General features: G+C 71.9%; 17 protein-coding genes and 1 riboswitch. Of the genes, 6 read left to right on the forward strand and 11 right to left on the reverse strand.

The features are described from left to right. Positions 1–218: 218 nt before the first annotated feature. The 3 genes from RDV84_RS07570 to RDV84_RS07580 all read right to left on the reverse strand — a co-directional run bounded on the left by RDV84_RS07570 (position 219) and on the right by RDV84_RS07580 (position 2,233). The gene (locus RDV84_RS07570; RefSeq protein WP_057949619.1) at positions 219–1,265 is read right to left on the reverse strand and encodes a LacI family DNA-binding transcriptional regulator; all 1,047 of its coding nucleotides are present in this window, start codon (positions 1,263–1,265) and stop codon (positions 219–221) included. Between the two features lie 70 nt (positions 1,266–1,335). Next, positions 1,336–1,695 carry a hotdog fold thioesterase gene (locus RDV84_RS07575; protein ID WP_057950347.1) on the reverse strand — a complete coding sequence of 120 codons (360 nt, stop codon included), beginning with the start codon at positions 1,693–1,695 and terminating at the stop codon, positions 1,336–1,338. 358 nt (positions 1,696–2,053) lie between these two features. Further along, positions 2,054–2,233: a hypothetical protein gene (locus RDV84_RS07580; protein WP_057949618.1), complete on the reverse strand. Its 180-nt coding sequence runs from the start codon at positions 2,231–2,233 to the stop codon at positions 2,054–2,056. A gap of 476 nt (positions 2,234–2,709) precedes the next feature. Between RDV84_RS07580 and RDV84_RS07585 the strand changes: the two genes are divergently transcribed. From RDV84_RS07585 to RDV84_RS07595, 3 genes are read left to right on the forward strand one after another with little or no spacing between them, the layout of a single operon-like run. Continuing rightward, positions 2,710–3,300 carry a hypothetical protein gene (locus RDV84_RS07585; RefSeq protein ID WP_057949617.1) on the forward strand — a complete coding sequence of 197 codons (591 nt, stop codon included), beginning with the start codon at positions 2,710–2,712 and terminating at the stop codon, positions 3,298–3,300. Continuing rightward, positions 3,297–4,505, forward strand: a complete 1,209-nt coding sequence (locus tag RDV84_RS07590) for a Tle-like phospholipase domain-containing protein (protein WP_078996548.1) — start codon at positions 3,297–3,299, stop codon at positions 4,503–4,505. Before RDV84_RS07585 ends, RDV84_RS07590 begins: the two co-directional genes overlap by 4 nt. Positions 4,506–4,553: 48 nt before the next feature. Beyond that, entirely contained in the window at positions 4,554–5,123 is a 570-nt protein-coding gene (locus tag RDV84_RS07595) for a hypothetical protein (protein WP_057949615.1), read from the forward strand. A gap of 292 nt (positions 5,124–5,415) precedes the next feature. Here the strand turns inward: RDV84_RS07595 and RDV84_RS07600 are convergent, their stop codons facing one another. The 4 genes from RDV84_RS07600 to RDV84_RS07615 form a co-directional block, all read right to left on the reverse strand. Beyond that, positions 5,416–7,461 (reverse strand): phospholipase D family protein, encoded by a 2,046-nt coding sequence (locus RDV84_RS07600; protein WP_309152962.1) that lies wholly within the window; start codon positions 7,459–7,461, stop codon positions 5,416–5,418. A 43-nt stretch (positions 7,462–7,504) separates the two neighbouring features. Continuing rightward, entirely contained in the window at positions 7,505–8,224 is a 720-nt protein-coding gene (locus RDV84_RS07605; protein ID WP_309152963.1) for a YceI family protein, read from the reverse strand. Next, positions 8,221–8,697 carry a SixA phosphatase family protein gene (locus RDV84_RS07610; RefSeq protein ID WP_057949612.1) on the reverse strand — a complete coding sequence of 159 codons (477 nt, stop codon included), beginning with the start codon at positions 8,695–8,697 and terminating at the stop codon, positions 8,221–8,223. The genes RDV84_RS07605 and RDV84_RS07610 overlap by 4 nt, the downstream gene beginning before the upstream one ends. A 170-nt stretch (positions 8,698–8,867) precedes the next feature. After that, positions 8,868–9,497 carry a ParA family protein gene (locus RDV84_RS07615; protein WP_057949611.1) on the reverse strand — a complete coding sequence of 210 codons (630 nt, stop codon included), beginning with the start codon at positions 9,495–9,497 and terminating at the stop codon, positions 8,868–8,870. A 269-nt stretch (positions 9,498–9,766) separates the two neighbouring features. Here RDV84_RS07615 and RDV84_RS07620 point away from each other — a divergent pair, with 269 nt between their 5' ends. Continuing rightward, complete coding sequence (locus RDV84_RS07620) at positions 9,767–11,683, forward strand: Calx-beta domain-containing protein (protein WP_309152964.1); 1,917 nt, start codon at positions 9,767–9,769, stop codon at positions 11,681–11,683. A 24-nt stretch (positions 11,684–11,707) separates the two neighbouring features. Here RDV84_RS07620 and RDV84_RS07625 read toward each other — a convergent pair whose 3' ends face one another. Continuing rightward, positions 11,708–12,616, reverse strand: coding sequence for an AEC family transporter (locus RDV84_RS07625; protein ID WP_309152965.1), 909 nt, complete (start codon positions 12,614–12,616; stop codon positions 11,708–11,710). Positions 12,617–12,927: 311 nt separating this feature from the next. On the opposite strand from RDV84_RS07625, the gene RDV84_RS07630 reads away from it, so the two are divergent. Beyond that, complete coding sequence (locus tag RDV84_RS07630; RefSeq protein ID WP_057949608.1) at positions 12,928–14,412, forward strand: AAA family ATPase; 1,485 nt, start codon at positions 12,928–12,930, stop codon at positions 14,410–14,412. Between the two features lie 215 nt (positions 14,413–14,627). On the opposite strand, the gene RDV84_RS07635 is transcribed toward RDV84_RS07630, so the two are convergent. Further along, positions 14,628–15,251 (reverse strand): TetR/AcrR family transcriptional regulator C-terminal domain-containing protein, encoded by a 624-nt coding sequence (locus RDV84_RS07635; protein WP_057949607.1) that lies wholly within the window; start codon positions 15,249–15,251, stop codon positions 14,628–14,630. An 88-nt stretch (positions 15,252–15,339) separates the two neighbouring features. On the opposite strand from RDV84_RS07635, the gene RDV84_RS07640 reads away from it, so the two are divergent. Then, positions 15,340–16,773, forward strand: a complete 1,434-nt coding sequence (locus RDV84_RS07640) for a TCR/Tet family MFS transporter (protein WP_309152966.1) — start codon at positions 15,340–15,342, stop codon at positions 16,771–16,773. A gap of 37 nt (positions 16,774–16,810) precedes the next feature. Here the strand turns inward: RDV84_RS07640 and RDV84_RS07645 are convergent, their stop codons facing one another. Continuing rightward, positions 16,811–17,158 carry a gamma-glutamylcyclotransferase family protein gene (locus RDV84_RS07645; RefSeq protein ID WP_078996543.1) on the reverse strand — a complete coding sequence of 116 codons (348 nt, stop codon included), beginning with the start codon at positions 17,156–17,158 and terminating at the stop codon, positions 16,811–16,813. Positions 17,159–17,248: 90 nt separating this feature from the next. Then, positions 17,249–18,283 carry an ATP-grasp domain-containing protein gene (locus tag RDV84_RS07650; protein ID WP_309152967.1) on the reverse strand — a complete coding sequence of 345 codons (1,035 nt, stop codon included), beginning with the start codon at positions 18,281–18,283 and terminating at the stop codon, positions 17,249–17,251. 14 nt (positions 18,284–18,297) lie between these two features. Continuing rightward, positions 18,298–18,375, reverse strand: a riboswitch (S-adenosyl-L-homocysteine riboswitch). Positions 18,376–18,409: the final 34 nt, after the last annotated feature.

An 18,409-nucleotide genomic window follows, 5' to 3' on the forward strand; every position in this document is an offset into this window, starting at 1 on the left:
CTACGCCGGAGGTTTCGCCGCAGTTGCGGTGGCGCAGTCGCGACTCGCGTCGCTCCTACAGTCGCAAACGAAACCGGCCACAGTCCCTGTAGGAGCGGCGCAAGCCGCGACCGCGCCAATGCGGTTACGTCGACGGTTGCGCCGCAGTTGCGATGGCACGGCCGCGACTCGCGTCGTTCCTACATGGGCCTACGCAACGATGCCGGGAGGCGACGGGCTCAACCGCCGCCGGCGGGCCGCGGCGGCGCGGTCGACCCGCGCACCACCAGGATCGGGCTGAAGCCCTCGTTCGCCGGCGCTTCCGCCGGGGTGTCGCTCTCGCGCCGCAACTCGGCGATCAATCGATACGCCGCATGCCGCGCGATCTCCTCGGTCGCCTGCCGCGCGGTGGTCAGCGTCGGCCACGATTGCTTGGAGAACGGGCTGTCCTCGAACCCGGCGATCGACAGGTCGTAGGGCACGTGCATCCCGGAAGACTTCGCCGCCGCCAGCACGCCGGCGGCGATTTCGTCGTTGCTGCCGAAGATCGCGGTCGGCCGGTCGGGCAGGGCGAACAGGCGGCGCGCGCCGCGGAAGCCGTCGTCGAAGGAGTAGTCGCCCGGCAGCACCAGGTTTTCGTCTTCGCCGATGCCGTAGTCGGTCAGCGCCTGGGCGTAGCCCTTGTAGCGCTCCCAACTGGAACGGTGCGATTTGCCGCCCCACAGGAAGCCGATGCGCTGGTGGCCGAGCTGGATCAGGTGTTCGGTGATGTCGTAGGCGGCGTCGCGGTCGTCGACCCAGACGCATGGCGCGCCGTCGCGCGGGTCCTCGGCGGCCGAGACGATGCGCACCAGCTTGATCCCGTGCGCGAGCAGTTCGCTGACCAGCTCCATGCGCTCGGACATCGGCGGCGCCAGCACCAGGCCGGCCAGGCGCGCGCCCTGGACCAGGTCGATCAGGTCGGCGGCCAGCAGCGGCGAGGACGAATCGCAGGGATGGATCTGCAGGCCGTAACCGGTCTCGCGGCAGGCCGCCAGCACGCCGTTCTGCACGCTGATGATGTAGTACGGGTTCGGGTTGTCGTAGACCACGCCCAGCGCATACGGCTGGGCGCTGCGCAGACTGCGCGCGGACGGGTCGGGACGGTAGTCGAGTTCGGCGATCGCCTCGTGCACCCGCGCGCGGGTGCGGGCGCGCACGCCGGACTCGTCGTTGATGACCCGCGAGACGGTCTTCAGCGAGACCTGGGCGAGTTCGGCGACATCTTTGATGGTGGGTCGGCGCACGGAGCCTCGGCGGTGGGCGCGGTGCGGGCGCGAAGGCCGCGCCACGCGGAGCCTTAGCCTACCCGCCGGCTCAGGGCTTGGGTACCACGGCCAGGGTCAGGCGCGAGACGCAGACCAGGCGGCCGGCTTCGTCCTCGATGCGGATGTCCCAGACCTGGGTGCTGGCGCCGACGTGGATCGGCCGGGCCGTGCCGACGACCGTGCCGCTACGCACGCCGCGCACGTGGTTGGCGTTGATCTCGATGCCGACGCAGACCTTGCCGGCGGCGCAGCACAGGTTGCCGGCGCTGCTGCCGAGGGTTTCGGCCAGCAACACCGAGGCGCCGCCGTGGAGCAGGCCGTAGGGCTGGTGGGTGCGCGGATCGACCGGCATGGTGCCGCGCACGTAGTCGGGGCCGATCTCGGTGAAGACGATGCCGAGCGGCTCCATCGCGGTGTTGCGCGAGAGCCGGTTGAGGTCGTCGACGGTGGTGGCGCCGCGGAACAAGGGCTTGGCCGCGGGCGGCTGGGCGGCGGGCGCCGCGGGGCTGGTCGGGTCGGATGCGCTCATCGGCTCACGATAGCGGCGAGGCGGCGACCGGACCAGCCGGGACATGGCGGCTTGCGCCGGGGATTGCGGGTGCGACGGGCTTCGGTGCTGCGGGTGCGGCGGCTGGATCGTGCCGTGGGCCGGAAAAAGGCCGGATCGGCGCGCGCTGAGTCGGGGAATGGGAGCGCTTACTGCGCCGATCCGGGCCGGAGAACCGATAGGGCCGCGGACGAGCGATCCATGGACGCCGAGTGGGCGATCAGGCGAAGCGGAAGCGCGGCTGGACCCAGTTGCTGGCGTAGCTGCGGTTGCTGGCGTAGCCGCTGGAGTTGCCGTAGCCGACGCCGAAGTCGCGCTGGCGGTGGACGTGGCGGACCGGAGCGGCGGTGGCCGGGGTCTTGGCGGTCGGGGCGGTGCGGGCGGTGGCGGTGGCGTTCATGGGGTCGTCCTTTCTGCTGTCGTGGAGGTGTAGTGCTTCGGTGTGTTGGTAAAGTACAACACCTGGGCGGGGCTTGCTATGTGCTGGAAGTCATATCCCCCTTTGGTCATGCCCCGGTGCGGTTTTGGGGCGGGCCGGCGGGGCGTGGCGACCGGGTTCAAGGCAATGGATGAGCCGGGGGCGGCCGGGGTTGCCATGACTGACGACCTAGACGGCGGCGCCGGGCCGGATGTGACCCCGGTCGCTGGTCGGAGCGCCCGCTGCATGACGGTTTGCTCCGGCTGGGGGCCTGTCGTAGGCTCGCCGGACCGCCGCCTGCGCCGTTTCCGGCCGAGGGCGGTTCCGCCGCCCGGCCGCCGGCCGCGACGCGGCCACCCCGTTCTTTCGCCATGGAGGCATCGATGCGCGGCCCGTTACGCCCCCTCGCCCTCCTGCTGGCGTTGAGCCTTTCCGCCTGCAGCGCTCCCGAGACCGCCATGACCACCCAGACCGATCCGATCCCGGGCGCCGCCGGCCCCGACCCCGCCGCCCTGGCCGCCAAGTTCCAGCGCAACCCGGCGCCCAAGCGCGCCTACCGGGTGCTGCTCAAGGTCGCCCAGGCGCCCGGCCCGCTCGCCAACGTGCGCGGCTTCGCCCAATACGAAGCGCCGGACTGCGTCTACATCCCCGATCCGGTGGCCGGCGTGCCGACCCATCCGATGAAGGCGCTGGACCTGGAATTCAGCCGCGTCGACGACACCACCTACGCCGCCACGGTCTATGCCGACGCGATGCTCGACGAGGACTACCTCGGCAAGGGCGTGTGCCACTGGCAGGTGGCGAGCGTCAACGCCCAGCTCAAGGCCAGCGGCGAACAGGCCGAGACCTCGTTCGTGTCCAACCTGCTCGGCAGCGAAGTGCAGGGCCAGCAGGAACGCACCAAGTACTACGCCAAGGCCCATTACCCGCGCAGCGAGACGGTCAGCGACTTCCCCGACGCCGGCGCCGCCGATCCGGCGCGCTTCCAGCCGGAACTGCGCAATGAGCTGTTCACCATCACCATGACCGCCAAGGAAGGTGCGCAATGAGCCTCAACAGCCAGCAGTACGCCGCGCTCGCGCAGGATTCCTACAATCCGCGCCGCCAGGGCGAAGAGGTGCAGCTCGACGGCGTGCGCTACAACGTCCTGCGCCACGTCGACCGCCCCTCGGGCTACCAGGGCACGATCTACCAGCGCGCCGACACCGGCGAAATTGTGGTCGCGCACCGCGGCACCGAGTTCGACCGCCAGCCGGTCCGCGACGGCCTCGCCGACGCGGGCATGGTCACCAGCCGCGCCAACGTCCAGGCCAACGACGCCATCGCCCTGACCCGCGAAGCGATGCAGATCGCGCGCGCCAGCGGCACCTCGCCGGAGGTCACCGTCACCGGCCATTCGCTCGGCGGCACCCTGGCCCAGGTCAGCGCGCACCATTTCGACCTGCGCGGCGAAACCTTCAACGCCTACGGCGCGGTCAGCCTCAACCGGCGCATCCCCGAAGGCGGCGACCGCATGGTCAACCATGTCATGGCCGGCGATCCGGTCAGCGCCGCCAGCCAGCACTACGGCCAGGTGCGGGTGTACGCCAACCAGCAGGAAATCGACACCCTGCGCGACAAGGGCTACGAGAACAACCGCAGCGGCTGGGACCTGCGCAATCCGCTGACCGCGGCCGGCTCGCTGATGGGCTCGCACAGCATGCACAACTTCACCAACGTCGACGGCAACGGCCGGCCCGACCGCTCGGTGCTGACCGATCCGCAGGCGCAGCAGCGCGCGCAGGACTTCGATCCGATGATCGACAAGTACCGCGGCGACGTGATGGCGGCGCGGCGCGGCCTGACCGGCGCGCTGCGCTCGCCGCTGGGCACCGTCGAGGACGCGATCGACGGCATCCGCGGCCCGCTGCCGGCCGGCGAACCGGCGCGGCGCGAGGAGCGCGAGCGCCAGCGCCATTCCAGCCTGGACGCGCCCGAGACGCTGCCGCGCCTGCAGCCGGCGATGGGGCTGCGCGCGTCGGCCGACGATCCGTCTTCGATGGTCGACCGCATGCTCGCCGCGGCCCAGTCCGGCGACCGCGACGCGTTCCGCCAGGCGACCCAGGCCGCCGCCGCGAACGATCCCGGCCGCAACCTGCGCCAGGAGGCGGTGGCCACGGTCGATCGCCAGGAACAGCAGGCGCTGGCGCAGCAGGCGCAAAAGCCGCAGGTCGAGCAGCCGGACGCGCCCTCGCGCGGCCCGCGCATGGCCTGACCGGGCGGGCATCGGCACGGCAGCGGCGGCGAACGCCAAGAGGACGCGATGCAGCAAGACGAGTTGATGGCGCTGATCAGCAAGACCGCGGTGCTGATGGAGCAGTTCGAACGGCGCTGCGAGGAGCTCGAGCGCCACCAGCGCACCGTCGCCGAGCACCTGCAGGCCTTGGCCCAGCAGGTGCCCGGCGTGCTGCGCCAGTCCGCCGACGACAGCCTGCGCACCCTGCCCGGCGCGGTGATGGGCAAGCTCGAGAGCGGCCTGTCCGAACCGGTGGGCGCCTACGAGAAGCGGCTCAAGGACGCGGGCACCTTGCTGCACGCCGGCTCGCAGACCCTGGCCGGGCAGCTCAAGCGGATGGAAGAGCTGCACAAGCACCTGGTGTGGAAAGTGGTCGGCGCCGCGTTCGGCAGCGTGCTGCTGCTGTTGCTCGGCGGCGGCTGGCTGCTGTGGCAGTACCGCGCCGACATCGACCACAACCGCATCTCCGCTGAACTGCTGCGCGCCTACAACCAGGCCGACGTGACCCTGTGCGACGGCCGCCTGTGCGCGAACGTGGACGAGAAGGGCAAGGCCTACGGCGACCAGAAGCAGTACCGGCCGATCCAGGCGCGGTAACGGCGACGCGCACGCGAACCTGGCCGACGCCCCTGTAGGCGCGGCGCGAGCCGAGACCGCGCCAATGCGGTTACGTCGAACGTTTCGCTGCAGGTTGCGGTCTCGCGGTCGCGACTCGCGTCGCTCCTACAGCCTGAAACGAACCCGGCCGAAGCCCCTGTAGGAGCGGCGCAAGCCGCGACTGCGCCAATGCGTTTGCGTCGAACGTTTCGCTGCAGGTTGCGGTCTCGCGGTCGCGACTTGCGTCGCTCCTACAGTCTGAAACGCAGCCGGCCGGCGGCGACGCCGATGCCTACAGGATCGGCGCCAGGCCCGCGCCGAAGGCGGTGAACATGCGCGTGGTCAGGCTCTTCACCCCGAGGTTGACCTCGGGAAAATCGCCGACCGGTTTGTAGCAGGCGCGAAAGCCCGGGTCGGTGCGGTACAGCGGGTGCGGGCAGTCCGGGCCGGGCACGAATTCGTAGCTGGTGGCGTAGCGCACCGGCCACAGGTCGAAGATCGGCAGGTGCTCGGAGATCTTGGCGATCGAGTACTCCAGCCCGGAGAAGATCGGCGGCTTGTCGCGGCGCGCGATCACCCACGAGTTCTCCGGCGCGATGTCGCGGCGGATGCTCGCCGCCAGCGCCTGGGCGAAGGTCGCATCGTCGATGACCACCGTGCTCTCGGTGTTGTAGTGGTCGCCGCGCGGGTCGAAGTTGTGGGTGCCGATCACGCCGATGCGGCCGTCGATCACCATCGACTTGGCGTGCATGCCGATGCGCACGCCGGCGCGCTTGAGCGGCACCGGTTCGTTGGTGCGCCGGCGCGCGTAGCGCATAGCCGCGTATTCCTGGGTCAGCGGCTGGCGGTAGCGCTGGCGGTAGAGCACGCTGCTGCGGTCCGGCTCGCCGCGTTCGGCGCGGCGCGGACGCGATTCGGCCAGGCCGGCGCCGCGGATTTCGTTGGGATCGGCGCCTTCGGCAATCGCGCCGCGCGGCGTCGCGGCGTCCGCGCCGGCGGGTTCGGCCTGCGCCGCGGCGTCGGCTTCGGCCAGCCCGGCCAGGCCGAGGTCGGGCAACTGCGCGCCGGTGGCGGCGATGTCGATCGGCGCGTCGGCGGGGAAGGGCTTGTACTCGTAGATGTTGAAGCCGAACTCGCGCAGGTAGCGGCGCTTGTACTTGTACGACAGCGCGTAGGCGATGAAGGCGTCGGTGGAGGCCAGCGAGTTGGTCGAGACGATCACCCGCGGCCGGTCCGGCCGCGCGTGCAGGGTACGGAACAGGTCCTGCGCCGACTTGGACAGCACCAGATAGGGCGTTTGCACCATCACCTCGTCGCGCGCGTTGGCGATCAGGTTGCGCAGCGAATCCGAGGCCAGGGCGTTGGCCTCGGCGTCCTCGCGGTGCTTGTCGGGGGTGTCGGAGATGTAGCGCACCGCGCCGACCGCGATCACCTGCGACAGCAGCCGCTCGCGTATTTGCTGCGGATCGGCGGCGGCATCGCGCATGGCCTGGGCGCGCTGCGGGCGCTCGAAGTGGCTCGGCGGCAGCGCCGGCACGCCCTGTTCGAGGATGCGCTTGCCGACGTCGGCCAGGCGCTCGACCGGGACGCTGCGGCGGTCGCTCCAGAACACCTGGAAGTCGGTGCCCATGACCTGCGCGACCGGGCCGGCGACCAGCACGTCGCGGTCGCGGAAGTTGTACTCGTCGTCCCAGTCGTAATAGTCGTCCTGGTAGTTGCGCCCGCCGGAGATGCCGACCCGGCCGTCGGCCAGCAGCAGCTTGGTGTGCATGCGCTGGTTGAGCCGGCGCCAGCAGCAGGCCGCGGCCAGGGCGTACTGCGGATAGGTGATGCGGGCGCGGTGCAGGACCGGGTTGTAGAGCTTGATCTCGAAGTCGACGTGGGCGCCGGCCAGCGCGGCCAGGGTGTCGACGTGGCGCATCGCGGCGAGCTGGTCGATCAGCAGGCGCACGCGCACGCCGCGGCGCGCGGCGGCGAGCAGTTCGTCCAGGACCAGGCGCGCGGCGTCGTCCTCTTCGAAGATGTAGGTCTGCAGGTCCAGGGTGTGGCGGGCGCTGCGGATCAGGTTGATCCGCGCCAGCAGCGCGTCGGGGCCGCGGTCGAGGATGACGGTGTAGTGGCGCGGCTGCTGTTCGGTGGATTCGGCCACCGCCTGCGGGCCCAGCGCGTACAGCGCCGAGGGCTGGGCGCAGGCGTCGGCGCCGGCGCAGTCGATCTGGGTCGAGCGCGCGGCCGCGGCGATCGCGGTGGCGCGGTCGCGCTGGGCCGGGCTCAGCGAGGCGCAGGCCGCCAGGGACAGGGCGAGCAGGGCCGCGAGGCCGCGCAACACGGGGTTCAACGGTGGGGCTCCTTGGCGCTGCGGCGGCGGCCGCGGCGACGGGTCAGCGTTCCGGCGGGACCGGCGCGCTCGGTGGGGGGCGCGGCGACGGCGGCCGCGGCGAGAGAGGCTTATTTTGCGTGGACTCAAGCCTCACTTGCATGGTGAAACGCACCCGGTTGCCCAACGCGAACTGCCATCCGTCCAAGGCGTAGTCGTCGCGGCTGACGCTGCCGTGGGCGATCGCGTCGCAATCCTCGCCCGGGCGCGCGCACGCGGCCGGGCCGAGCACGAAGGTTTCCATGCGGCTGATCCCGTGCAGGGTCAGGCGTCCGCGCAAGGCGCCGCCGGTGCGGGCCAGGTCGGCCGGGTGCGGCTCGGACAGGAATTCGATGTAGGGATAGCGCTGCGCGGCGAAGAAGCGGTCGCTGCGGGCCATGCGGGTATAGCGTTCGGAGCCGCCGACCACGACCTCGCCGGTGGCCAGGCGGATGCGCACCTGGTGGCGGCCGTCGGCGAGCACGTTGACCTCGCCGTCGTAGCGCGGGAACTCGCCTTCGACCTTCTGGCCCCAGCGGGTGCGCAGCTCGAAACTGAAACGGGTGTGGAGCGGATCGAAGCCCTGCTGGCGCACCACCCGCGGGCCCGGCGCCGGCGCGGCCGGCGGCACCGGCGGCAGCGACGCCTGGGCGCCGGCGCTGCCGGCCAGGGCCAGCAACCAGGCACAGGCCGCGCCGCGGCCGCGCAGCCGCTGGCGCGGCCGCAGCGGTCGCGCCGGGCTCACGGCCACCAGAACGCGCTGAGCTGGGCCGAGCCCGGTTCCAGGGCCACGCCGGAGGCGAGGCTGAGCACGGCGATGCCCGCCGGCGGCATGCCGCGGTAGTCGCCGGACTGGCCGCTGTGCAACAGCGCGGCCAGCCGTTCCAGGCCGGGGTTGTGGCCGACTAGCATCAGCCGCTCGACCTCGGCGTGGGTGTCGGCTAGGCCGATCAGGGTGCCCGGCGTGGCCTCGTAGACCGACGGCTCGATGCGCTGTTCGACATAGCCGATCGCGCCGAGCACGGCTTCCAGGGTCTCGCGTGTGCGCCGCGAGGGCGAGCACAGCACGCAGTCGGGGACCAGTTTGTTCTGCGCCAGCCAGCGGCCGGCGGCTTCGGCCTCGGCCAGGCCCTCGGCGGAGAGCGGGCGGTCGAGGTCGGCCTGGCCTTGGGCGGCGGGTTCGGCGTGGGCGTGGCGGAGCAGGATCAGTTCGCGCATGAGGCCTTGGACGGATCGAGTGGAGGGGAAGTGCTTGCGCGAACGCAGGGCGGATCAGGGTAGCGGGTGCGGCGGCGGGCGTGGGTGAATGCGAGGAGCGAGCGTAGAGGAGTGAGGAGTGGGCAAAAGCTTTTTCTCGCTTCTCACTCCTCTGCGCTCGCTCCTGGCTCTTACTTCTTCAGCCACTTCAACAACGGCGCCCAGTCCGCCTGGTGCTCGCGGATCTGCTGCGAGTGGTAGTCGAACAGGCTCTTGCCCAGCGCGGTCATGACCACGTAGGCCTGGCTGTCGCGGATCTGCCCGACCACCGGGTAAGGCCATTCGCTGAGCAGTTCCAGCGCCTGTTGCGAGGCGTTGGTCCAGGGCTTGAGCTTGTTGCCGACCAGGCCCACGCGCAGCTGGCCGCGGCGGATGCGCGGGTGCTGGGCGAGGGTGTCGAGGAACGGCACGGTGGCTTCGATGTCGAGGGTGGACGGCTGGATCGGCACGATCACCGCATCGGCGACGTCGAGGAAGGCCTCCAGGTCCTCGGCCATGGCCCCGGCCGGGGCGTCGACCACGGCGCGCTGGGCGTCTTCGGGCAGGTGCTTGCGCCAGGCCTTCTTGCGCGTGCCGTCCAACGGCAGCACCGCGCTTTCCAGGACCGAGCGGCGCTGCGCCCAGCGGGTCGAGGAGCCTTGCGGGTCGGCGTCGATCAAGGCCGTGCGCAGGCCTTCCAGTGCCGCTTGCGCGGCGAGGTGGGTCGCGATCGTGGTCTTGCCGACACCGCCCTTGGAACTGGCCACCAGCACGGTCTTCATGCGAGCTCCCTCCGGATCGGAGCCCCAGCGTACACCGGGCTCATGCAGCCGGTCATCACGCCCCGGCGCGAGCGGCGGCCGGGCCGGGCGGGCGCCGGGAGCGCGGACGGACGAGGTGCCGCCGACACGACGCCGCTACGACGTTACTTGGAGTTGAGGCACATTTTTACTGAACAAGAAAAGCTAAAAGATTTCATTTTGTGTGTACTAAATCCGGCCGCCGCGACGATTGGGTCTGGTAGGTCCGATTTCCTGGGGGAGGGCGTCGAATGCAGTCGTGTCATGACCCGGCGGTCGTGCCGCCACGACGCTGCGCGCGCGCGCTGCTGGCCGCGGCGCTCGCCGCCGCCAGCTTCGCCGCGCCGGCGCAGGTGCAGCGCACCTTCGTCAACCTGGGATTCGAAACCCCGAACATGGTCACCGCGGCCTGCGTGGGCTTCTACGTCGGCCCGCAACAGGTCACCGGCTGGAACACCACCGAGACCAACCGCACCGCCGGCGGCTGCGGCGTCACCGCGAACCCGGCCACCGGCCCGGTGCTGGAGCTGTGGAACAACGGCGCCCTGGGCGTGACCGCGCGCACCGGCAAGCAGCACGCCGAGCTCAATGCCTACACCGCCTCGCGCGTCTACCAGAACGTGTGCATGACCAACGGCGAGGTCATCAACTGGCGCCTGAGCCACCGCGGCCGCGATTCGGCCACGGTCCCGGACGTGATGGACTTCGGCATCAACGCGACCGGCAGCACCAGCTCGGCCATCACCACCCAGGTGGCGCGCATCGGCACCACCAACAACGGCACCGACCGGATCAACGCCGCCGGCGCCGCGCAGCCGTCCTTCGCCAGCCTGGGCACGCTGACCATCGGCGGCACCACCGGTGGCTGGCGCGACTACAGCGGCACCTTCACCTACACCGGCACCACCGGCGTGCAGCAGCTCGGCTTCGCCGCGGTCAGCAGCGCGCTGGGCAACATCTCCTCGGGCAACTTCCTCGACGAGATCCAGGTCACCCTGACCCCGTATCTGGAATTCGATCCGACCAGCTACACGGTGCGCGAAGGCACCGCCGGCACCCTGCCGCAGATCCGGGTGATCGGCACCGTGCCGGCCGGCGGCATCACCGTGCCGATCCAGATCACCGGCGGCACCGCGACGGTCGGCAGCGACTACACCGTCGACAACGGCACCGCGACCCAGGTCGACGTGGCCATCCCGGCCGGTACCTACGACAACCGGACCTTCCCGATCCCGATCACGGTCGTCGACGACAACGTGATCGAGGACAACGAGACGGTGACCTTCACCGTGCAGCCGGTGCCGGGCTCCTTCACCCTGACCTCCACCTCGACCTGCAGCGCGGCGGCGCAGGCCAGCGCGACCCTGACCATCCTCGACAACGACGTCGATCTGGCCACGACCAAGACCGTCGGCAATGCCGCCCCGACGCCGGGCACCAACACCCAGTTCACCGTCGACTTCCTCAACAACACCTCGCGCCCGACCGTGGCGGACACGACCGCCCACGACGCCTCGGTGAACCTCGCCGACGCGGTGCCGGCCGGGCTGACCTTCGCCTCCTGGACCTGTGTCGGCACCGGCGCGACCTGCCCGGCGAGCAGCGGCACCGGTGCGATCAGCGGCATCGCGACCCTGCCGGCCGGCGCCGCCGGCAGCGCCGGCGGGCGGCTGACCTACACCATCACCGCGACCCTGGGCGCCGGCCAGTGCGCGGCGATCGCCAACACCGCCACGATCTCGGCGCGCGCGCCGGTGGCCGAAGGCGCTTCGGCCCAGGCCGGCTTCAACACCCCGGCCCCGGGCGGCACCGCCAACAACAGCGCCAGCGCCAGCGTCGATGCGGTGTGTGCGGCGCTGTCGCTGCGCAAGTCCGACAACGCGACCACGTACACGCCCGGCGGCTCGGCCACTTACGTGCTGACCGCGTGCAACGCCGGCCCCGACGCCGCCAACGGCGCCACCATCAGCGACACCCTGCCGAACGGCGTGCGCCTGGGCGCTGGGTGGTCGTGCGGCGGCAGCGGCGCGGTGCCGGGCACCTGCCCGGCCGGCGGCGGCGTGGCCGGCGACAACAGCCTCAGCGTCGCCGGCGTGAACCTGCCGGCCAACGGCTGCGTGGCGGTGAGCGTGCCGGTGAACTTCAGCGCCAATCCGGCGGATTACTGAGGCGGCCCGACGCGGGCGGCGGGCTCACCCCGTCGCCACCCCCGCCCACAGCGGCAAGGTCGCCAGCGACAGCAGCAGGCCATAGCCGACCATCGCCGCCGCCAGCCGCGGCGCCAGGCCGTGGGCGATGGCCAGCGCGCCGGCGGTGACCATCGGCGGCATCGCCGATTCCAGCACCGTGGTCCGCGCCATCTCGCCGTGCAGGCCCAGCAGCGGCACCAGCGCCCAGGCCAGCGCCGGCATCAGCGCCAGCTTGAGCGCCAGACCGGCGGCCAGCGGCTTGAGCTCTTCGCGCGGCAGGGCCAGTTTCACCGACAGGCCGATGGTCAGCATCGCCAGCGGCAGCAGCGCGTCGGACAGGCGCTGCAGGCCGCCGGCGATCCAGCTCGGCGGTTCGGACGGCATGACCGTGAAGCCCAGCACCAGCGCCCACAGCGGCGGGAACCGCAGCACCCGGCGCAGCATGTCGGCCGCGCTCGGGCGGGCGTCGCCGCCGTAGCGCGCCAGCACCCACAGGCCGAAGGTCGACAGGATCAGGAACGCGCCGAACTGGTCGTAGACCACGGCATAGGGCAGGGCGTGTTCGCCGATCAGGGCGCGGGTCAGCGGATAGCCGAGGAAGCTGGTGTTGCCCAGCGCCACCGTCAGCAGCAGCACCGCGTGTTCGTCGCGGCGCAGCTGCAGCGCGCGCGCCAGCGCGCCGACCAGCAGCACGGTCGCGGCCAGCAGCAGCCATGGCACCGCGGCTACGCCGAGCAGCGCCGGCTCCAGGTGCAGGCGCGGGGCGTAGCGCAGCACCGCCGCCGGCAGGCAGACGTAGAGCACGACCAGGTTCAGCACCTGGGCGGCGTTGTCGGGCAGGGCGCGCAGGCGCTGGAACAGATAGCCCAGCGCCAGCATCGCCAGGACCAGGGCGAAGGCGTCGAAAGCCATGGGGCGCGGCGTGGCAACGGTGACGGCCATGGTCGCGGCTGGCGCGCGCGGGCTCAAGACGGCTTTCGGATTAGGCCGGCGCGACGAGCCGTCTCGGGCGCGGTTTGTGCGTTCCGTCAGGGGCGGGGGAGGAGAAGTGAGCGCAGAGGAGTGAGAAGTGAGTAGAAGCGGCCGAAATCCCGGCTCTTACTCGCTCCTCACTCCTCTGCGCTCACTTCTGGCCGGCTCCCAGCTCGCTCGCATCGCCCCACCCAGCCCGCTCCATCTGCCCGAGCGCCGTATCATGGCCGTTCCACGGACGACCCTGGCCCATGAGCGACCTGCAAGACCTCACCGCGCTGATCCGCGCCAACACCCCGTTGATCGTGATCGAGACCCGCGACGAAACCCGCGTGGTCGAGCTGTTCCGGCAGGCGTTGATGAACGTCTGGCGCGCGCTGTACCGCTGGTCGATCACCGAGGGCCTGCGCCGGATCGACCTGGACCGCGAAGACGAATCCGAGACCGCGCCGGACATCTCCAACACCCTGCAGGCGATCCGCCACGCCGACCAGCGCGGCATCTACCTGCTGTTCGACGCCCATCCCTACCTGGTCTACGCCGGCACCCAGCGCCAACTGCGCGAGATCGCCCAGCGCCGCGAGTGCGAGCCGCACGTGCTGGTGATGATCGGCCACAAGCTGGAACTGCCGCCGGACCTGGACGCGCTGGCGGTGCGCTTCACCCCGCGCCTGCCCGACGCCAACGCCCTGCTCAAGCTGGTGCGCGAGGAAGCGGAGAACTACGCGCGCGAGAACGGCGGCCGCCGGGTCGAGGCCGACGGCGAGGCGGTCCAGCAGATCGTGCGCAACCTGCAGGGCATCGACCCGGTCGATGCGCGCCGCATCGCCCGCCACCTGATCTTCCGCGACGGCGCGCTCAACGCCGACGACCTGCCCGAGCTGGCCAAGCTCAAGTTCGAGCTGCTCAACCGCTCCGGCCACCTGCATTACGAATACGACAGCGCGCGCATGACCGAGGTCGCCGGCGCGCGCCGGCTCAAGCGTTGGGTCGAACAACGCCGCGCGGTGTTCGCCGGCGCGCAGCCGCCGCCCGGGCTGGACCCGCCCAAGGGCCTGCTGCTGCTCGGCGTGCAGGGCTGCGGCAAGTCGATGATCGCCAAGGCGGTCGCCGCCGGCTTCGGCGTGCCGCTGGTGCGCCTGGACTTCGGCACCTTGTACGACAAGTTCCACGGCGAAACCGAAAAGAACCTGCGCGCCGCGCTGGCCTCGGCCGAGCAGCTGGCGCCGGCGGTGCTGTGGATCGACGAGATCGAGAAGGGCCTGGCCGACAGCGGCGACAGCGACGGCGGCGTGTCGCGCCGGGTGCTCGGCTACCTGCTGACCTGGATGGCCGAGCGCAAGTCGAAACTGTTCCTGGTCGCCACCGCCAACCAGATCGACGCGCTGCCGCCGGAACTGCTGCGCAAGGGCCGCTTCGACGAGATCTTCTTCGTCGACCTGCCCGCCGCGGACGTGCGCGAGGAACTGTTCGCGATCCACCTGCGCCGGCGCTCGCTCGACCCGGCCGGCTTCGACCTGGCGGCGCTGGCCGCGGCCAGCGACGGCTTTTCCGGCGCCGAGATCGAACAGGCCATCGTCGCGGCGATGTACGCCGCGCACGCCGCCGGCACGGCGTTGTCGGACTTCCAGGTGCGCGCCGAACTCAAGCAGACCCGGCCGCTGTCGGTGGTGATGGGCGAGCGGGTGACGCAGCTGCGCGAATGGGCGCGCGGGCGGACGGTGCCGGCGGACTGAATCCGGACCGTGGCGCGTGGGCCGCGGAGGCCAGGCCGGTTCGTACTGAGGCGATCATCGCGGCGGCGCGGCGTCGGATCGGAAGGCGTCGGGCCTGAAGGCCCTCCCACCAGAGCCCGCCGTCGCCGCGGGAGCGATGCCGCTCTTGTGGGAGGGCCTTCAGGCCCGACGCCGTTCGATCGGACCGCCATATCGCCCACCCGCGCCCGCCGCTCTCAGCCCCCGCGCCGCGCGATCGAAACCTCGAACCCCGCGATCAACGCCCGCAGCCCGTACTCGTAGTCGGCCTCGATGTCGCTCTGGCTCATCACCGGCTGGGCCTGGGCGAGCAGCGGGTAGCGCTGCGGGTCCGGGCTCATCGGCGCCTGGCCGGGGCCGCGGCCGGCTTCGGTCGCGGCCTGTTCTTCCAGCACCCAGCCGACGGTGTAGTAGCTCAGCGAGATCAGCGCGCGGATCGCGTCGGACGCGCTGAATCCGGCCGCGGTCAGGTAGGCCAGTTCGGCCTCGACTTCGCCGAAATCGTGCGGCTGCGGGCGGGTGCCGACGTGGACCCGGGCGCCGTCGCGGTGGGCGAGCAGGCAACGCCGGAACTCGCGCGACTGCGCCGCCATCCACTCGCGCCAATCGGCGCAGGCGGCCCGGTCCACCGGCCGGTGCCCGGCCAGCATCGCCTCGGCCAGGGCGTCGAGCAGCTCGCGCTTGTTCTTGAAATGCCAATACAGGCTGGGCTGCTGCACGCCCAGGTCCTGGGCCAGACGGCGCGTGGTCAGGCCGTCCATGCCGACCTCGTCGAGCAGTTTCAGGGCGGCGGCGACCACCGTCTCGCGCTGCAATTTCATGGATTTCGGTCTCCGGCCGACGGGGCTTGTGTCCCTATCGTCGATAGATTAGCATCCGCTGCGAATCTATCACTGATAGGGAAGTGTCATGCGCACCCCGATCCAATCGCCGGCCGCCGCGCCGGCCGAACCCGCAGGCTCCGCCAGCCCCGCCGGGCCGATGCCCGCGGAACCGACCCCGGCCCCGGCCGCCGGGCGCGATCCGCCCGGCGCCGAGGCGACCGCCACGACCCGGTCGCCCGCGCCGGCGCCCGCACCGGCGCCGGGCGCCTCCGGCCTCAACCTCGCCCTGGTCCTGATCCTCGCCACGGTCGCGCTCGACGCCATCGGCATCGGCCTGATCGCGCCGGTGCTGCCGCAACTGCTCGACGCGTTCGGCGTGCACGCCAACCTGGCCCTGCACGCCGGCGCGCTGACCGCGCTGTACGCGCTGATGCAGTTCGTCTGCGCGCCGGCGCTGGGCGCGCTCAGCGACCGCTTCGGCCGCCGCCCGGTGCTGCTGTGCTCGCTGTTCGGCAGCGCCCTGGACTACCTGCTGATGGCCTGCGCGCCGTGGCTGTCGCTGCTGTACCTGGGCCGCGCCATCGCCGGGGTCAGCGGCGCCAGCGGTTCGGTCGCCGGCGCCTACATCGCCGACATCTCCGACGAATCCCAGCGCGCGCGCCGCTACGGCTGGCTCGGCGCGAGCTTCGGCCTGGGCCTGGTCGCCGGGCCGGTGATCGGCGGGCTGCTCGGCGCGGTGTGGCTGCGCGCGCCGTTCCTGGCCGCGGCCGCGCTGGCGACGCTGAACTTCGCCCTGGCCTGGCTGGCCCTGCCCGAGCCGCGGCGCCCGCGCGCGCCGGTGCCGCAACGGGCGCTGCCGTCGCTGCGCGAGCTGGCGCCGTGGCACTCGCTGCGCGAGCTGGGCCGGCTGCCGGACCTGGCCCCGCTGCTGTGGCTGTACCTGGCGATGCAGTTGGCCGGGCAGGTGCCGGGCACGCTGTGGGCGATCTACGGCCACGACCGCTTCGGCTGGAACCCGACCGCGGTCGGCCTGTCGCTGGCGGCGTTCGGGATCATCCACTCGCTGTTCCAGGCCTTCGCCACCGGCCGCATCAGCGACCGCTTCGGGCCCTCGCGCACCCTGCTCGGCGGGGTGATCTCCGACGTGCTGGGGTATCTGGCGTTCGCCTTCGCCCGCAGCGTCGCGACCCTCGCCCCCGGCCTGCTGCTGGCGGCCGGCGGCGGCATCGGCGGGCCGGCGCTGCTGGCGATGTCGAGCGAGCGCACCGACGAAGCCCGCCAGGGCGCGCTGCAGGGCGTGCTGGCCAGCCTCGCCAGCCTCGCCGCGGTGATCGGGCCGCTGCTGTTCGGCGCGATCTACGTCGCCGGCGCCGGCCACTGGGACGGCTGGGTGTGGGTGGTCGGCGCGGCGCTGTACCTGCCGTGCGTGCCGGCGCTGCGCAAGCTGTTGCGCGGTCCGGCGAACGCGTCGGCCGCGCCCGCCGATGCCGCGCCCATCGAAGCCGCGCCCGGCGCTTGAACGCGTCGGGCCGCGGCGGCGCTGGGCGACGCGCGGCTCAGGCCTGCACGTACACCCAGGCGCGCCGGCCCGAGGCCAGCTCGGCTTCGACCCGGCGGTAGTCGTCGACTTCGTACTCGTCGGCGTGCGCCAGTTCCGCCGCGCTGATCGCGAACACCGTGCCGGCGACGCGATCGGCCGCGTCGCCGCTGGCGGCGACGATGGGGTGATGGGTTTCGCCGCTGGTGGCGACGACCTGCGGGTCGTCGATCTTCACCATCGTGCGGCGGAACCCGACCAGCGCGTCGGGCTCGCCCTGCAGCAACCGGCCGAAGGTGGCCTGCTGCACCGCCGGCAGTTGCAGGGTGCCGTAGGAAAACAACAGTTCTTGGTGGGAGTCGCTCATGACGGCCTGGATACCGGTACGCGCAAGGATGCTGTCGACGCTAAGCGGCGCCGGCGACGCGCGCAACCGCGGCGCGCCGCCGGCGCAGGCTCAGGCCGGCGATGCCGCGGACGCGGACGCGCGCGATTCGCGCAACCCCGACCAGCGTTGCGCCAACTGCGCGGCGAACGCGCGCGCCGCCGGCGGATGCGCGGCCAGGTGCAGGAACGGTTCGATGAACTCCAGCTCCATGATCCGCAACGCGCCGTCGACGATCACCCCGTCCACGCGCACGTAAGCGTGGTCGCGATGGCCGAGCGCGGCGACCGCGTCGAGCGCGCGCCGCGCCGCGGCCAGCACCGGCGCCGGCGGCTCGGTGAGATCGGCGCGGCCGCCGAAGTAGGTCTGCACGCGATAGTCGCCCTGCGCCGGCTTCTTCAACACCGCATGGCTGTAGACGCCGCCGAAGAACAGCAGCGACCACTCGCCGTCCTCGACCACCTGCGGCAGGAACGGTTGGATCAGGTAATCGAGTTCGCGCGGCAGCGCCGCCAGCGCCTCGGCGAAGGCGGCGTCGCCGATGCGCCCGCGCACCGTGTTCCAGGCGCCGCCGCTGACGCTGGGCTTGACCACCACCTCGCCCTGCATCGACGCCAGCGCAGCGTCGAGTTCGCCGCCGCGCGCATGCGCGGTGGCGACGATCGCCACGCCTTGCGCGGCCAGGTCGAGCAGGTAGCGCTTGTCGCTGTTCCACACCAGCAGCGGCAGCGGGTTGGCGATGGGGCAGCGCAGCGCGTCGATGCGCTGGTACCACTGCAGGAACTCGGTGTAGCGCTGGAAGTAGTCCCAGGTGCTGCGCACCAGCAGCGCATCGTGCCCGGCCCAGTCGACGGCCGGGTCGCTCCAGATGCGCGGCCGCGCGTGGATGCCGTGCTCGCTCAGCGCGGCGAGCAGGCCGGCGTCGTCCTCGTGCGGCTGCGGTTGCACGTCGGAGACGACCAAGGCGAGCGACAGCGGCGGATCGAAGACGATGAAGTCGGGCGAGCGCGGATCGGTGGCGAGGTGCCGCGGCTCGTGCGGGGCGGCATCGTGCAAGGAAGAATCGGGCAGGGTGGAATCGGGCGAAGCAGAAACGACGACGGACATGGCGCCTCCGAACATGCGGGAGGGCGCCCTTGCTCGGCATCGCGGACCGAGCGTGGCGGAGCGCAGGCTCCGTCGCAGCACCCCTCGGGCCGGATCGCGCCGCGCCGCGATGGCGCTGCGCAACTG

It is taken from the genome of Lysobacter yananisis (genome assembly GCF_031199375.1).
Lineage (GTDB): Bacteria > Pseudomonadota > Gammaproteobacteria > Xanthomonadales > Xanthomonadaceae > Lysobacter > Lysobacter yananisis.

Bases quoted from the DNA above. Each gene is read 5' to 3' on its own strand.
- RDV84_RS07645 (WP_078996543.1), bottom strand. From the start codon at position 17,158: ATGAGCGACTCCCACCAAGAACTGTTGTTTTCCTACGGCACCCTGCAA.
- RDV84_RS07575 (WP_057950347.1), bottom strand. From the start codon at position 1,695: ATGGAGCCGCTCGGCATCGTCTTCACCGAGATCGGCCCCGACTACGTG.
- RDV84_RS07615 (WP_057949611.1), bottom strand. From the start codon at position 9,497: ATGAAGACCGTGCTGGTGGCCAGTTCCAAGGGCGGTGTCGGCAAGACC.
- RDV84_RS07640 (WP_309152966.1), top strand. From the start codon at position 15,340: ATGCGCACCCCGATCCAATCGCCGGCCGCCGCGCCGGCCGAACCCGCA.
- RDV84_RS07650 (WP_309152967.1), bottom strand. From the start codon at position 18,283: ATGTCCGTCGTCGTTTCTGCTTCGCCCGATTCCACCCTGCCCGATTCT.
- RDV84_RS07580 (WP_057949618.1), bottom strand. From the start codon at position 2,233: ATGAACGCCACCGCCACCGCCCGCACCGCCCCGACCGCCAAGACCCCG.
- RDV84_RS07595 (WP_057949615.1), top strand. From the start codon at position 4,554: ATGCAGCAAGACGAGTTGATGGCGCTGATCAGCAAGACCGCGGTGCTG.
- RDV84_RS07585 (WP_057949617.1), top strand. From the start codon at position 2,710: ATGACCACCCAGACCGATCCGATCCCGGGCGCCGCCGGCCCCGACCCC.
- RDV84_RS07610 (WP_057949612.1), bottom strand. From the start codon at position 8,697: ATGCGCGAACTGATCCTGCTCCGCCACGCCCACGCCGAACCCGCCGCC.
- RDV84_RS07630 (WP_057949608.1), top strand. From the start codon at position 12,928: ATGAGCGACCTGCAAGACCTCACCGCGCTGATCCGCGCCAACACCCCG.
- RDV84_RS07620 (WP_309152964.1), top strand. From the start codon at position 9,767: ATGCAGTCGTGTCATGACCCGGCGGTCGTGCCGCCACGACGCTGCGCG.
- RDV84_RS07590 (WP_078996548.1), top strand. From the start codon at position 3,297: ATGAGCCTCAACAGCCAGCAGTACGCCGCGCTCGCGCAGGATTCCTAC.
- RDV84_RS07635 (WP_057949607.1), bottom strand. From the start codon at position 15,251: ATGAAATTGCAGCGCGAGACGGTGGTCGCCGCCGCCCTGAAACTGCTC.
- RDV84_RS07625 (WP_309152965.1), bottom strand. From the start codon at position 12,616: ATGGCTTTCGACGCCTTCGCCCTGGTCCTGGCGATGCTGGCGCTGGGC.